At 68.1% G+C, this 14387-nt stretch carries 10 protein-coding genes and 1 tRNA gene; 9 read left to right on the forward strand and 2 right to left on the reverse strand.

The annotated features are described in order from the left end of the window. Nucleotides 1-7: 7 nt before the first annotated feature. The 6 genes from ACFYON_RS27530 to ACFYON_RS27555 all read left to right on the forward strand — a co-directional run bounded on the left by ACFYON_RS27530 (nucleotide 8) and on the right by ACFYON_RS27555 (nucleotide 6396). Nucleotides 8-685 (forward strand): GPP34 family phosphoprotein, encoded by a 678-nt coding sequence (locus tag ACFYON_RS27530; protein WP_387321235.1) that lies wholly within the window; start codon nucleotides 8-10, stop codon nucleotides 683-685. A 31-nt stretch (nucleotides 686-716) separates the two neighbouring features. Continuing rightward, a complete protein-coding gene (locus tag ACFYON_RS27535; RefSeq protein WP_387321237.1) occupies nucleotides 717-1685 on the forward strand; it encodes a hypothetical protein in 969 nt (322 codons plus the stop codon). 36 nt (nucleotides 1686-1721) lie between these two features. Beyond that, complete coding sequence (locus tag ACFYON_RS27540; RefSeq protein ID WP_387321239.1) at nucleotides 1722-2351, forward strand: GNAT family N-acetyltransferase; 630 nt, start codon at nucleotides 1722-1724, stop codon at nucleotides 2349-2351. A gap of 72 nt (nucleotides 2352-2423) precedes the next feature. Beyond that, nucleotides 2424-2495: transfer RNA gene (locus tag ACFYON_RS27545), tRNA-Lys, on the forward strand. Between the two features lie 329 nt (nucleotides 2496-2824). Then, a complete protein-coding gene (locus tag ACFYON_RS27550; RefSeq protein ID WP_387321241.1) occupies nucleotides 2825-3787 on the forward strand; it encodes an AAA family ATPase in 963 nt (320 codons plus the stop codon). Nucleotides 3788-3975: 188 nt separating this feature from the next. Further along, nucleotides 3976-6396, forward strand: coding sequence for a S8 family peptidase (locus tag ACFYON_RS27555; protein ID WP_387321243.1), 2421 nt, complete (start codon nucleotides 3976-3978; stop codon nucleotides 6394-6396). 110 nt (nucleotides 6397-6506) lie between these two features. Here ACFYON_RS27555 and ACFYON_RS27560 read toward each other — a convergent pair whose 3' ends face one another. Together ACFYON_RS27560 and ACFYON_RS27565 are read right to left on the reverse strand one after the other, a co-directional pair. Further along, nucleotides 6507-8033: a tyrosine-type recombinase/integrase gene (locus ACFYON_RS27560; protein WP_387321245.1), complete on the reverse strand. Its 1527-nt coding sequence runs from the start codon at nucleotides 8031-8033 to the stop codon at nucleotides 6507-6509. A gap of 88 nt (nucleotides 8034-8121) precedes the next feature. Further along, nucleotides 8122-8430 carry a helix-turn-helix domain-containing protein gene (locus tag ACFYON_RS27565; RefSeq protein ID WP_387321247.1) on the reverse strand — a complete coding sequence of 103 codons (309 nt, stop codon included), beginning with the start codon at nucleotides 8428-8430 and terminating at the stop codon, nucleotides 8122-8124. A 2016-nt stretch (nucleotides 8431-10446) separates the two neighbouring features. Here ACFYON_RS27565 and ACFYON_RS27570 point away from each other — a divergent pair. The 3 genes from ACFYON_RS27570 (at nucleotide 10447) to ACFYON_RS27580 (ending at nucleotide 14264) form a co-directional block, all read left to right on the forward strand. Beyond that, complete coding sequence (locus ACFYON_RS27570) at nucleotides 10447-11313, forward strand: hypothetical protein (protein ID WP_387321249.1); 867 nt, start codon at nucleotides 10447-10449, stop codon at nucleotides 11311-11313. A gap of 415 nt (nucleotides 11314-11728) precedes the next feature. Beyond that, nucleotides 11729-12697 carry a replication-relaxation family protein gene (locus ACFYON_RS27575; protein WP_387321251.1) on the forward strand — a complete coding sequence of 323 codons (969 nt, stop codon included), beginning with the start codon at nucleotides 11729-11731 and terminating at the stop codon, nucleotides 12695-12697. 628 nt (nucleotides 12698-13325) lie between these two features. Next, on the forward strand, nucleotides 13326-14264 hold the full coding sequence (locus tag ACFYON_RS27580) for a replication-relaxation family protein (RefSeq protein ID WP_387321253.1): 939 nt from the start codon (nucleotides 13326-13328) through the stop codon (nucleotides 14262-14264). Nucleotides 14265-14387 lie beyond the last annotated feature (123 nt).

A 14387-nucleotide genomic window follows, 5' to 3' on the forward strand; every position in this document is an offset into this window, starting at 1 on the left:
CCCTCGAATGACTGCGTCGATCCCGCGCCTGCCGCTGCGCGACGAGCTGTTCCTCCTCGGCCATGACGACGACACCGGGCACCCCCACGTGCACCGGCGGACCCTCGCCCTCGGGCTCGCGGGCGCGGTCCTGATCGACCTGTACCTGGCCGGGCGGGTGACCCTCGACCCGAACGACGACACCCGCCCGGCCAGCCACCAACGGATACACCCGCACGTCGACCGGTTGGTCGGAGACCTGATCGCCGACGCCGCGACCGCCACCATCCGCCACACCCACCCACCGCTGCGGGCGTGGCTGCGGGGGTTCTCCGACGACCTGTACGACCGCACCCGCGCCGGACTCGTCGCCGGCGGAATCCTGCGCCACCACACCCGACGGCGCCTCGGCGGCCTCATACGCGCCGACACCTACCTCGCCACCGACAGCAAATGGGCCGTCATCGCCCGTTCCCGCCTGCGCTACCTCGCGGCTGGCCGCGAACAACCCGACAACCACACCGCCGCTCTCGCCGGCCTCGTCGCCGATCTCGGCCTTACCAGCCACCTCCACCTCGACGACGACATCACCACCCTGACGGCTCGCTTGAAGGCCATCGCCGGGCAGCACTACGAGCCGGTACGCGACATTACCGCCGCCGTAGACGCCGCCGTGGGTGACCTCGCTACGGCTGCCTACCGCTAGCCCAATTCACCTCGCCTCGAGAAAGTTGACCGTGAACAACCTGCCCCACGTGCGACCCGCGACCGAGACGCCCCACCCGGTGGGCCGGCGAGCCGTGAAGGTCACTGCCGCCGCCTGCGCGCTTGGCCTCCTCGCCGCCGCCGCAGCCATCCCGAACTGGACGGGCGTCGCCGGTCCAGCCCAATCCCCACCCTCGCCCTCCACCACCGCCGCGTCTCAGTCGGCCGTGTCGCCGTGTCTGTCACCCGCCGCCCTGACCGCGGCGCAGCTCAAGGCACGCGCACAGCAGAAACTCGACCCGTCGCCGACGCATCTGCCGGAGTCGACCTCGGCGCGGCAGGCTCTGGAAGCGGTGACGGTTGGGCCGTCCGGCTGCGATGCGATTCCGGGTCGGTTCGCCTACGTCCACCTGCTGCAATGGGCCACGGACACCACGTTCGCGGGCAACAGCGCCACCACGCGGATCGTGCTGTTCGAAGAGCAACGCTGGCGTGCCGACGACGCTTCCGGACGCGTCATCCGCAGCCGCTACCCCACCGATCAGCGGCCCACCGACGACAGCACCTACAACCCCGGCGAGCTGGACGGACCCATCGGGCCGATCGCTGCCGACCCAAAAGCGCTCACCGCGCACATCGACGCCACCCAGCCCCGATTCCTCGGACCCACCGCCGTCATTCGCGGCCTCGTCAGCCTGCTCGGCTGGCGTACTCCCAACCAAGCCGCCCGCACCGCGGTCCTCACCGTCCTGAGCGACACCCCCGGAATCGCGTACCACGGATCGGTGACCGACCGGGCGGGCCGAACCGGCATCGGCGTCAGCGCCACCTCCGACGACATCCGCTTCCTGCTGATCCTCAACCCGAGCACGGGCGAACTACTCGCTTACGAAAGAGCCGCGCTCACACCGCCACCTGGCAGCGACCGGACCGGCCCCCTGGTCGACGACTACCACCTGTTCCTCGTCCACACCCGTGCCAGCAGCAGCGGCAACTCCTGACCTGCGCGACCGACAAGATCGAGGGGAAATCTCGCCATGGACGCTGTAACGCGCATCCGCGCCGCCCGGTGGGCGGACAAAGACCACGTCGCCGCACTGATCGCCGACGCCCTGCATCCCAGCCCTCTCGCCACATGGCTGATCCCCGACGTAGGACCACGCCGCCGGATCCTCACCGACGTCCTCGGCATCTGGATCGAACACGCCATGTTCTACGGCGACATCCACCTCACTGACGACGCCGCCGCCGCTGTCGGCTTCCACCGATACCGCAGCATCCCGCCACCGGCGAACTATCAGATGCGGCTGGCTGACGCGGCAGGCCCGCACACCGGCCGCTTCGACATTCTCGATCGGTTGCTCGCCAAGGCGCGACCCACCGAGCCTCACTACGAGCTCGCGTTCTTGGCGGTACGGCCCAGTGACCAGGGCACCGGTCACGGATCGGCGATGCTCGCCCATCACCGCAGCCGCCTCGACCATCTGAACCTGCCGTCCTGGACCAGCACCACCTCTGCACGCTGCCTCTACGGCCGGCACGGCTACACCGCCCGCCCGCCGATCGTCTTGCCGGGCGGTCCAACCCTGCACCCGATGCGCCGCAGCTCCGAGTCAGCCGGCGAGCGGCTGCCGGCCATCACCGCTCGGGAGTCGCGGCGGGCGTAGATCAGCGTCGCTCGTCTGGTCGGGGGCGGACATCATCCCGGGTGCAGGTGGTCGGGTAACCTGAAGCGCAGCGGGCCGTTAGCTCAATGGCAGAGCTGAGGACTTTTAATCCTTAGGTTCTGGGTTCGAGTCCCAGGCGGCCCACATCAAGCCTCCGCGAACACTTGCGGAGCCTGCCTCCCGTGGCGCGCGAGGTAGTGACATGTCGTCTCAGGTTGGCCCGTAGTCACTGCTGGGTCGCCTGCCGTCATCTCTCCTGCCGGTGAGTCGCAGACTGGTCCGAAGCCGTATGACGATAACAGGGCAATCTCGGCCACCTCGAGCCCATCGCTGGTCGCGCGAGGGCGTGAGTGATCTTATGAGCCGGGCAGGCGGCCCACCTTGACCGAGTCGGGGCGGCGGGACTCGCCGTCGCGCCGATTGGTCGTTGATCGGTACCATAGAGCCATGGTGGGCGCCTAGAGTACTGGGGGATGGGCATGGCACGCGCGGACCTGCTCCTAGACCTTGTCGAGGCAGAGCGGCGCGGTGATCGCGCCCGGTTCCGAGTCTTGGTCGAAGCCGTCATCGCCGAGGAGCGTGCCAACCAGCACCATCTCCTTGCGGATCGCCTCTCTGAGATCATCACCACGACCGGTCAAGGTCTCGCCCGCGATGATCGCGCCTCGACCATGCGTGACTTAGTGCAGGAGATCGTTCCGCACCGTCGCCTCAACGAACTAGAGCTTGCCCCGGTCGTCGGACGCGTTGTCGCGGAACTTATCGAAGAGCAAAAACGCGCCGAAATCCTGCGCAGCTACGGCATCGAACCTCGAAATCGGCTGCTGCTGTCCGGCCCTCCAGGCAACGGCAAAACCAGCGTCGCCGAGGCCGTCGCTACCGAACTTATGCTGCCGTTTTACGTCATACGCTACGAAGGTGTGGTTTCCAGCTTCCTCGGTGAGACCGCTTCACGTCTGGACAACGCGTTCGAGTTCGCCCGTACGCGCCGGTGTGTCTTGTTCTTTGACGAGCTCGACACGATTGCCAAAGAGCGCTCCGATGAACACGAGACCGGCGAGATCAAGCGTGTGGTGTCTACGCTGCTACTCCAGATCGACCGTCTGCCGGCTCACGTTATCCTGATCGGTGCCACTAACCACAGCGAGCTGCTTGACCGCGCCGCTTGGCGTAGGTTTCAAGTACGCGCGGAGCTAGCTTCCCCCAGCCGCGGGCAGGCGACTCACTTCTTGGAGAAGCTCGCCGCCCGGCTCGGCGGTAACCTTGGGTTCGCGCCACGTACCCTTGCTGAAAAGCTAGCGGGAGCAAGTTTCGCCGAGCTTGAAGAGTTCGCACTTGATGTCCGGCGGCGGGCAGTCCTTGCCTTACCCGATGCGGACCTGCGCCGGATCGTGCAAGAAAGACTTGAGCACAGGCGTAGTCAGGCGTCTGAGTGAGTGGCGAGCGCCGCCCGCTTCTGGCCTTGGGGGCTCCCGAAGTCGGCGACCGGCATCCTTAGTCCCCGTCAGTGCCGCCTACCGTTTCGAGCCCTGGTGCCGCGCGGCAGGGCGAGCGCCTGGCACTGCACTTCCGTGCACTCGTTGACGCCTTTGACAACCGGCGGGCTCAGCTTGCCGATGGACACGTGGACGAGGTCGACCCTGAACTCGTTCTTGTTTTCGATCTTGCCGGCAGCTTGAAGGACTTTCGCAACGCTGTCAACCGGATCGAAGGGCTGGAGTTCCTGTCCGAGTTTCTCGACGACGAGTCTGAACCGGACGACGACTTCCATATGGTCAGCCGCCAAAGCGGGCGGACTGTCGACAAGGTGCAGCATTCGCTGTATCTCGTCATGTCGAACACAGAAGCAGCGGGCCAGCTCGTCCGGCTCTTCGAGCAGTGGCGGGCAAACCCGTCAATGAGCTTCGAGCATGGTCTAGGTAAATTTCGCACGGCATTCGAGCAGCTGCGTGCCATCCGCCGTTGGGGTGCCGCCGACCGGATACGTGACACCGGGCTCATCGAGGACTGGCGAGAACGACTAGAGTTCGTGGGCCAGTCTCTCAGCTCCGTCCTCGTGGAGATCGAGCTGTGGTACCGCCGCGACGTTGAACAGAGGGCAGCCGCCGAAGCCCACCTGAACGAGGTCGTCAGTGTTGCCGGTGGTCACGTCAGGGACCGAGCCCAGATTGATGCCATCGCCTACCACGCGTTTCTAGTCGATTTGCCCGTGCAACAGGTCCAAGCGGTCCTTCAGCAGGGCGCCGAGGCTATCCAACTGCTCACCACTGACGAGATCATGTTCGTCAGCCCCTACACCCCGATGACCGTCGCACCACCGACCCTCGACCCACCGGCGGCACAGGCCATGCCTGCACCCGAGCGTGTCGAGGGGTTGCCACGAATCGCATTGCTGGACGGTCTGCCGCTTGTCAATCACGATGCGCTCACCGGGCGACTCACAGTCGACGACCCAGACGCGCTCGGGCAGGACTACTCGGTGGCATCGCGACATCACGGCACAGCGATGGCCTCGCTCATCATTCACGGGGACCTTTCCGCCCCAGGTTCGCCGTTAGATCGACCCCTCTACGTGCGGCCCATCATGCGACCACATGCTTTCGCCATCGGTTGCGAGCAGGTCGTCGATGACAAGCTGCTCACCGATCTGCTCCACCGTGCGGTCCGGCGCATCGTCGAGGGCGAGGGCGGTCGAGCCGCCACCGCGCCGAGCGTGCGCATCGTGAATCTCTCGATCGGAGCGGAGTCACGCGCCCTCGTCCGTCGCATGAGTCCACTCGGTAGGCTCCTGGACTGGCTCGCCATCGAGTACAACCTGCTCTTCGTCGTCAGCGCCGGCAACCATCGGCGGCCACTGATCATCCCGGCGGAAGCGGCCGACGATATCGAGGCGGCGCGTACGGAAGCGCTCATCGCTGCACGCAGCACCAGCCGTCAGCGTGGCATCCTCCCACCAGGTGACGCGCTGAATGCCCTGACCGTTGGAGCCGTCCATGATGATGCGGCAGGTCGACTCGAACTCTCCAATACCGTCTGGGATATCACGGAGTCTGGCATGCCAGCTCTCTACGGTGCCGTCGGGCCAGGCGTTGGCCGATCCATCAAGCCCGACCTTTACCACGTCGGGGGCCGCGCCCTCTACTCCAAGCCTGTGCGTCTACCCGGAGCAACAACCGTCGAGCTTGGGCTCGCTACTACCGCCGCGACAGGCCCTGGTACCCAAGTCGCGGCACCAGGTCGCGCGGGGGCCACTAACACGACCGCCTTCACCTACGGCACCAGCAATGCGACCGCCCTGGTCACCCGACAAGCGAGCCGCATCCTCGACATTCTCGAAGCGGGCGCGGACGCCAACGACGATCCCTCCTTCCCCGACGCGCTCTACCACCCCGTGCTCACCAAAGCGCTCCTCGTACACGCCAGCTCCTGGGGTGAGCCAGGCCGTCGACTTCGGCGAGCTCTGAATCCCGACCCCCAGAAGGCGCGGCGCGAACTGACCGCGCTACTTGGGTACGGCGTCCTAGACGTCGCTCGGTTGGGTGCAGCCGCCACCAACCGAGCCGTCCTGATTACCGGCGCGTCGATCGGACGCGAACAACGTCACACCTACAGCATCCCGCTGCCGCCATCGCTGCGATCGAAGGCCGAATGGCACCGAGTCACCGCGACCCTCGCCTACATGGCACCCATTGCTGCACAGCTAACCAGGTACCGCGCCGCCAAGGTGTTCTTCGAGACACCTGAGCCGACGATGACCGGAGGTACCCGGGCTGAGGCAAATCATTACGCCGTCCGCCGTGGCAGCTGCCAGCACGAGATCATCGAGGGCACCCGTTCGATGATCTTCGAGACAAACGGCTCGCTTCCGATCCACGTGGAGTGCATGAACGACGCCCAGACGCTGAGGGCGGGACAGACAATCCGGTATGGGCTTGTGGTCTCTGTCGAGACTGCGGTCGAGACCTCGACATCCGTCCACGACGAAGTCCGTGCCCAGCTACGAAGTCAGGCCCGCGCTCAGGCACGTGGACGAGTGCAGGGCTGATCCGACTCAATCGAATCGCTGTTATGACGAACCGATAGGCCGTAGAGAGCTGGTCAGTGCGCTGGATCCGGCGGCCGCCGAGATTGCCGCCGGTACCTAACCTCGTTGACCTATGGGTCGCTCACGTAGCTGCCGCCCCTGCCTGGTGCCGCATTCCGCCTACGCGGCCCGATCCGCCGGCGGGGGAGTAGTTCGGCGGCGGCTTCGGCTTTGGCGCGTTCGACGTCGAGTTCGGCGATGACGGAGGTGTAGACGTCGGTCATGGCGGCCGAGGAGTGGCCGAGAAGTTCTTGGATGTCTTTGAGGTCGGCGCCGGCGGCTTTGAGGTAGGTGGCGGCGCAGTGTCGTAGGTCGTGTAGCCGGATCGGGGGTAGGTCGGCGTCGCGGACGAGTGCTTCGAAGCGGTCGGTGACGGCGTTGGGGTGCCAGGGCTTTCCGTCGGGTTGGACGAAGAACAGTCCGGTGTCGGGCCAGGTGTGGTCGGCGGTGAGTTTCCATTGGGTGCGGCGGGCGTGGTGGGCGCGCAGGACGATACGGGTGATGCTGGCCATGGCCATGATCCGGTTGCCGGATTCGGACTTGACCTTCTTGATCACGGGTGTGTAGCCGTGGGTGGCGATCTGTTGGGTGACGCTGATCAGGGAGTTGTCGAGGTCGACGGCGGTGTCGGTGAGTCCGACGGCCTCGCCGCGGCGCAGTCCGCGGTGCAGGATGAGCGCGAACAGTGGGTAGAGGGCGATGTCGTGCTCTTCGGCGTGGTCGAGGAACGCGCCGGCCTGCTGCGGGGTCCACACCATCACTGGGCTGGGCCGCTCGCCGGTGTCGCGCCATCGTTGTACGGCTTTGGTGGTCCATACCCGGGCTTTGGGGCGTACCCCGGAGGGCAGTTCGATGTGGGCGGCGGGGTTGAAGTCGATGAGCCGGTTGTTGCCGCGGCGGATGGCGTCGTTGAGTGCCTTGCGCAGGGTGGCGCGGATGCGGTGCATGCTGGCCGGTTTGGTGGTGCGCAGGCCGCGGACGCTGGCGCGGATGGTGGGGTCGTCGCTCTGGCGGGCGATCTCGATGGCGGTGCTGCGGTCGGCGATGGCGGCGAACATGGCTTCGACGTGCTCCACCCGTAGTTTCACCAGGGCGATGGCGCCGAGGTGCGGGGCCAGGTGGACGCGGATGTGCGATTCGTAGGCCAGCAGGGTGTTGGGTTGGACGCTGCTGAGGCTGCGGCGGGATGCCAGCCACGACTGCAGGTATTCGCCGACGGTGGTCGTGACGGTGGCGGGCAGTCCGGCGCGGACCCGTCGGGCGATGGTGTCGCGGTCCGGCAGTGGTGCGCGGGCGGTGACGGCGAGGAGCATGTCGGCGATCTCGGCGGCGACTGCCGGGTCGTCAGCGGCGAGGGCGAGCAGGGCTTTGGCGTGGTCGCGGTCGCCGGTGGCGGAGTCGCGGGTGTCGAAGGTGCTGCGGCGTAGTTGCCGGCGCGCCTGGCCGGGGTGGGTGGGCAGTTCGAGTTGGTAGGCCCACCGGCCGTGGTTGGGGTTCCACGCTCCGCTGGGCCGGCGCAGTTGCGGGCAGTGGTTGCCGAGTTTGCGCCGGTTGCCGTCGCGGCACGCGCAGCGTTTGAAGACGGATCCTTCCGCCATGATCAGTTGTCTCCCTCGGGTGGGGTGTTCGGCAGCCGGTGGCTGCGGATTGCGTACGGGGTGATCCACGCGTGCCTTCCGCCGACGATCAAGTCGTCCCCCGGCGATGGGGTGGCTGATGGCTGTCGTCGCCGTCGGGCAGGTGCAGGGCGTGGAGGATGGCGGCGACCGGCACCCGGTAGCGGCTGCCGAAGCGCAGCACGGCGACCGGGAACTCACCGCGCTTGGCCAGGTCGTAGGCGACGGAACGGGACAGCCCGAAGATCCGGGCCGCAGTGCTCAGGTCGGTGACCATGCCCAGGGCGCGGATCCGCTCGGTAGTCCATGTGCCAGGCGGGAGGTCCTCGACGGTGCGGACGGGCTGTGTGTGCTCGAGGTGAGGTTCAGGGGTGCTCATCGCGATGGTCCTTCGCAGTGGGAGAAGGCGACGGCGTCGCCGGGATGGTTTCGGGACGGTGGGTGAGGAGGCAGGCCGACGTGGCGTCGACCCGATGGCGACGATCGGGCCTGCGGCGCTGGCGGCGTCAGGTAGCGCCCGGACGCCGGTGGCCGGTCAGGGAACGGACCGAGCCGGTACGAGCCGGGCAGGGGTCGTGGTGGTGCGACCTGGAGCTCGCTCAAGTCGAAGCAGACTCTGCGCCGGACGGGTCGGGCTCTGACACCCTTAAACCCCTGTTTGTGTGCTCTGGCGAACGCCTGCCGAACTCACAACCGCTCACAGCGACTCACATAGTCACGCGGTCGATGTCCGTTCTCAGGCAATCTGCTCCGTTCTCAATATTTCTGCTCCGAGCGCCCCCGGTCTGCTGACCCGCTCGCCGCGTTCTTACCGTTCTGGGGAGAGCGTGAACCGGCCCTACCAGGGACGATGCTGAGGAAGAGGTTCGCGATGAGGTCCCACTCGCGGACGCGGCCAGACCGAGCGACTCGCCGCGGAACGTGGCTGCGGGGCAGATCGACTGAGAATCATGTCGAGTTGGCCTTCTCAATCGAACTGCTCCGCCCAGCTCAGCGCACCCCACCCGGAGCAGCTTCGCTGAGAACGGACGGCCAGCGCCGATCTGACGCGGATGCGCCACCGCCTCGGCGCCAACCACCCCGACAGTGGCAGAAGTCGATGACACGGTGGGTGGTGTGACGGTTCACGAGTGCTGCGACAGCGTGACCGCCGACTGCTCGGCAGCGGTGCCAACGTGTCACACGCCGCGGCGGCGACGACCGGTCAGGCACTCATGTAGGTCCATGACATGGTGTCCGCGGACATGTCCTTACCCGACAGGCGCGGACACGGCCTGCGTGCGGTTGACACGCCCGTCCATGCGGCGCAGGGATGTCATGCCGGTTTGACCACCGCCACCAGGGAGGGACTATCGCCGATCGGCGCCAGTGTCACCCCAAGTCAGAAACACGCGTGACTGAACTGTCACGGCCCTGCTCAGCGACCGCGCCGGACACTTTGTCAACGACGAGCATCGATGACATGCGTGCCGCCGCGGACACTCGGCCGGACGCGGAGGACACCTTCTGCCCACCTCGAGGCCATCGCCGCACGCACGGAAGCGGTCGACATCTCTCGACGTCATGTGACCGCCGCCGATCGCATGCCCGGACAAGGTGACACAGCGCCCCTGCCGACGTTCCTGTCCTCTCGGACGCGGTCGCCGCTGCATGCGCGGACAAGATGTCCATCGATCGTCCTCGTTGACACCGGTTCGCGCGTTGCCGAGCAGGCGGCCGGTACGGAGGGTTCCTCATCACTGGGTGCTTCCACCGGCGACCGACACGGGGGAGCGCAAGGCACGATGCCCCGGCCCGGGGGACGTGGTCAGGATGCGCGCCACCACCACCACCGGCGTCGTCGCCGGCGTTTCGGGCGTGCCGGCGGCGGATGCCACGCCGCTGTGAGTCTTCGTGAGCGGCTGTGAGTCGCTGTGAGTGAGAGGGTGTAAGGCCCCGGAGATCTCTTGTGGGGCACTCCTCGCGCGGCCCTCTGCTCTCACAGCCCTGCTCAGAACCCTCGTACGACGGGACGCCGGCGCGAACGCCAGCTCAGCGCCAGACCGGACGGGCTGTGTCAGCGGCTGTGAGCGCCTGTGAGTCGCTGTGAGTGACTGTGAGCGGTGGGCGCGGCCCGACGATCGCGGCCTCGTCGCTGAGCTGTCGGGGTGCCGCGTTTGGCGTGCGTCGGTGGCTCACAGCCCTGCTCAGCCGTACCACGGCCCGTCCGCGTCGCCCGCTAGGCGCCGGACTGACGCCCGGAGTTCGGGTGGGGCGCTACGGCGGTCCGGTGGGGGCAAAAGCGGGCCTGACCTGCGCTGTGAGCGGTTGTGAGTGGGTCGTGGCGTAATCGGCATCCCAGCGTCGCCGAAAAGACGGCGACCCCTCGATGGTCTCTGACCGAGGAGTACTGATCATGAGTGTGTCCGACACGATCTGGCCCGCCGCACCCCTGGACGCCGTCGACGTCGCGTTCGCGGCGCTGACCAGCGACCCGGCGCCCCTGTCCCTCGACCTCGACATGTTCGGTCCGGATGACGGCCTGCCAAGGGGTTTCGTGGCGCTGCCGGCGCTGCGGGACTGGCTGCTGGCGAACCCGCGCGCCTACACGGCCCGCGACGCGGTGTGGCGGGAGTTGATCCGTCGTGCCCGCCTGGACGGGCCGCAGTGGGTCATCGCCGCGGTCGGCACGGCGATGCCGGCGCTGCGCCGCTACGCCAGGCGCTTGTCTAACGGCTACAGCGGTGACCCCGACGACATCGGCGCGGAGATCCTCGCGGGTTTCCTGGCGGCGCTGCGCGACCACGTGGACGTGGCCCGCCGGGCGCCGTACGCGTCGTTGTGCCGGGCCGGGTGGCGCGCCGGGCACGCGCTGCGACAGCAGGCCAGCGAGTTCGTTCCGGTCGAGGACGTGGAGCGCGTCACGGGACCGCGGACCCCGCAGGTGCCCTACGGGCATCCGGACGTGCTGGTACGCCGCGCGGTGCGCCTGGGGATCCTCGACGCCGACGACGAGCAGCCCTACATCGACGTGCGACTGGGACGGCGTGCCATGGACCCGATCGCGGCCCGGATGGGCATCAGCACCGACGCCCTGCGCATGCGGTTGGGTCGCATCGACACCCGCCTCGCCGAAGCCCTCGCCAACGGCATGCTGACCGGCGCGGCGTCCCCGCAGGCCGCCGAGGCGTTGGCGGCGCAAGCCGAACGCCGGGCTAGTCTGCGCGCCGCCAGCCGCCGTCGCCTCTCCACCACTACCGCCACGTCGACGGCAGTCGCGTAGGTCGGCTCCCTCTTCTCGCGGCGCCGTCACTTCCCCCGGTGAGGGCTCCTGGGACGGATCACCTCAACTGAGAAAACCCCTCGTTGTGAGTGGCTGTGAGTGGTTGTGAGTGGGGCAGGCGTTCGCCAGAGCACACAAGCGGCGGTTTGTTAATGACGGCGCCAGAAGCCGCGCTCGGATTCTCGCCGTACCGCATGAGCGGCCGGTGATCCGGCCGCGCGGACCAGCCGGTTCCGTGCCCGGGCTGCCGTCCGGACACGGAATCGGCGATCTGGCACCGCCCTGTCACCCACTGCGACGCACGACCGCGGTGGCGTGATCCGCCCGAGGTGTGCCGCACCGACGCGGTCACACAGGCATTCATCCGCCCCTGCCACCCCTTATCCGGGATGGCGCCATCTTGGAGGTACCGGTCATGTCGACCACCTACCATCCCCAGTTCACTGTCCCGTCCACCCGACCGATCCCGGTGGAGCTGCTCCTGGCCGAGAGCGGCCGCATGCGCCTGCCCGACTGGTGGGCCGTCGAGATGCTCGCCGAGCACCGCGTCCTGACCACCGCGCAGCTCACCGCACTCGGCTTCGCCACCACCACGGCGTCGGCCACCCGACGTCTGGCGATCCTCGCCCGCCGCGGCTGGATCGACCGCCTCTGGAACACCAGCGCCGCGGCCATCGCCGACACGTGTTGGTGCCTCGGCCCGATCGGCACCCAACTCACCCCAATCGACGAGGACCGCGACGTCACACCGGCGCAGGTGTACCGGGCCCGCGACCGGCTCCGCGAGCATCCGGAGCTTCCCGGCCTGCTGCAGGCCAACGACTTCTTCGTCGACCTGGCCACCCACGCGCTCACCGAGCCCGGGAGTGACCTACGCACCTGGTGGTCACCGCGCACCTGCCGACACGTCACCGGAGCGCGGCATGCCGCCTGGCACGGCGAGTACATCCACGACCGCGACCGCCACGCGTTCTGGTACCAGCCCGACCCCGGCGAGATCCGACCCGCCGACCTCGCCGACCACGTCCACGCCTACCGACACCTAGCCGAACAAACCGGCCTGGCGACCCTGCTGTTCCACGCCGCCGACCCGCAGCGCGAGCAGGAACTGCGCCGCCACCTCGAGCGCCGCAACACGCGGCACCTCACCGTCGTCACCAGCAACCCCGAGCACGGCCACCCGGCCGACCCGGTCTGGCAGCCGATCGGCGAGACACACCGCCTCGCCCTGACCGACCTTCCCCACACCCCCGAGCAGTGGCCGCCCGACAACGTGACCTACAAGGAGGTACGGCCCCGAGCCCCACACCCCATCTACGACCCCGAACGCCCCTACGAAGAATCCGTGGCCAACGGCGAGTACCACTACCCGCCGCGCCCCTGACCAACCGACCACTGCTCCTCGACCGGCCCACCCGGGGCCGGTCGAGGAGCAGACCGGGGCGGCCCAACGAAGCGCCCACCGGTCACTGTCAGGGGGCCAATCGGAGGTTGCCGTTCGCTTCGAACCCGAACGGCAACCCCTACGGCTCTCACACAGCAGGTCGCAGCCGCTGTAACCAACGTCGATCGACAGGCGACTGGCACCGCCCGTGTCACTGGAAGTTCGCCACACGCGCGAGACCAGACAGGTTGGCATGTCCAATCAGGCTTCCGCACAGCGACCGCGGACCTCCGGTTGCTTCCGCCCGCTGCGGCCGCGGGGCGCGCCAACCTCACACCCACTCGCACCTCTGACCTTGGAGCACCAACGATGATCACCCCGCACCGCGAACCTCACCAGCGTCACCGGTCCGACTCACACCCACCCTCAGCGCACCGTCTGGCCGAACCCGTTGTGCCCGGCGCTTCAGCGGTCAGTGCCGATCTCCGTTCTACCGTCCGTCTTGATCCTGACCCCCAACCCGACCCCTCACGGCCGCTCACAGCCCAGGTCAACCCCGCTGTCAGGAGTCCGGGACCGCTCCAGACAGACCCTCCAGTCTCGGGTCTCTCCCCCACGGCTTGTGCCCATGGGTAAACACCTACCGACCGCGGATCCGCTGCTGCGCCTGCAGGCCAGCATCACTGCCCGCGACGACCGGCTCCTGGGCTGGCTCTACGACCACGGCGTGCTCACCACAGACCAGATCGCCGCCGCCCTGTTCCCATCCCTGGACTTCACCCAACGCCGCCTCCGCCGCCTCACCGCCCTGCGAGCGGTCGACCGGTTCCGACCCAACAAAGCCGACGGAGGCTCGCACCCCTACCACTACGTCCTGGACCAACTCGGCTACGACCACGTCCACGCCCAACGCGGACTCCCACGAGGCCGCCGCGACCAAGCCCGCCGCCGCAAACACTCCCTCACCCGCCGGCCGGACCTGCCGCACCTGCTCGGCGGCAACCAGGTCTTCATCGACCTCGCCGCCCACGCCCGCACCCACCCCCACAGCGACCTCGTCCGCTGGCAACCCGCATCGGCCTACCACGAACCCGGCACCCTCTACCGCAAAGGCGCCAACCCGCACCTCATCCTTGCCGGAGCGACGGGCCTCCCCCGCCCCGACGGCGCCGGGATATGGGCCGAGCACGATCGGTCCGTGCCGTTCTTTCTCGAGTACGACACCAGCGGTGAGAACCTGCAGGTCCTCATCGACAAAGTCATCAAATACGAGCGGCTGCACTTGCTGAGCACCTGGGCATGGCCGGTGCTGTTGCACCTACCCTCCGCACGACGCGAGGCGAACCTGCACCACCGGATCGCCGGCACCGGCCTGAAGGCGGTCATCGCCACCACCACCGCCGAACTACGCACCGCCCTCGCGGCCAGCCCCGCCCACCAGCTCTGGCAACTGCCCGGCCGTACCGGCCGTCACCGCCTCATCGACCTGCCCTACACCGACACCCACCACGACGACCAATACCCCACCCACGACCAGCCCACCCCGGACGAGCGGGCCGGCCAATGAGGGGAGCGGAACACACGGCGGGGGGGGGGGGGGGGGGGGGGGGGGGGGGGGGGGGGCCCCGGCGCGGGGGGGGGGGCGGGCGGGGGGGGGGGGGGGGGCCCCGCGGCCCCCCCGCGGCGCGGG

This window comes from Micromonospora sp. NPDC005686, from assembly GCF_042871665.1.
GTDB lineage: Bacteria > Actinomycetota > Actinomycetes > Mycobacteriales > Micromonosporaceae > Micromonospora.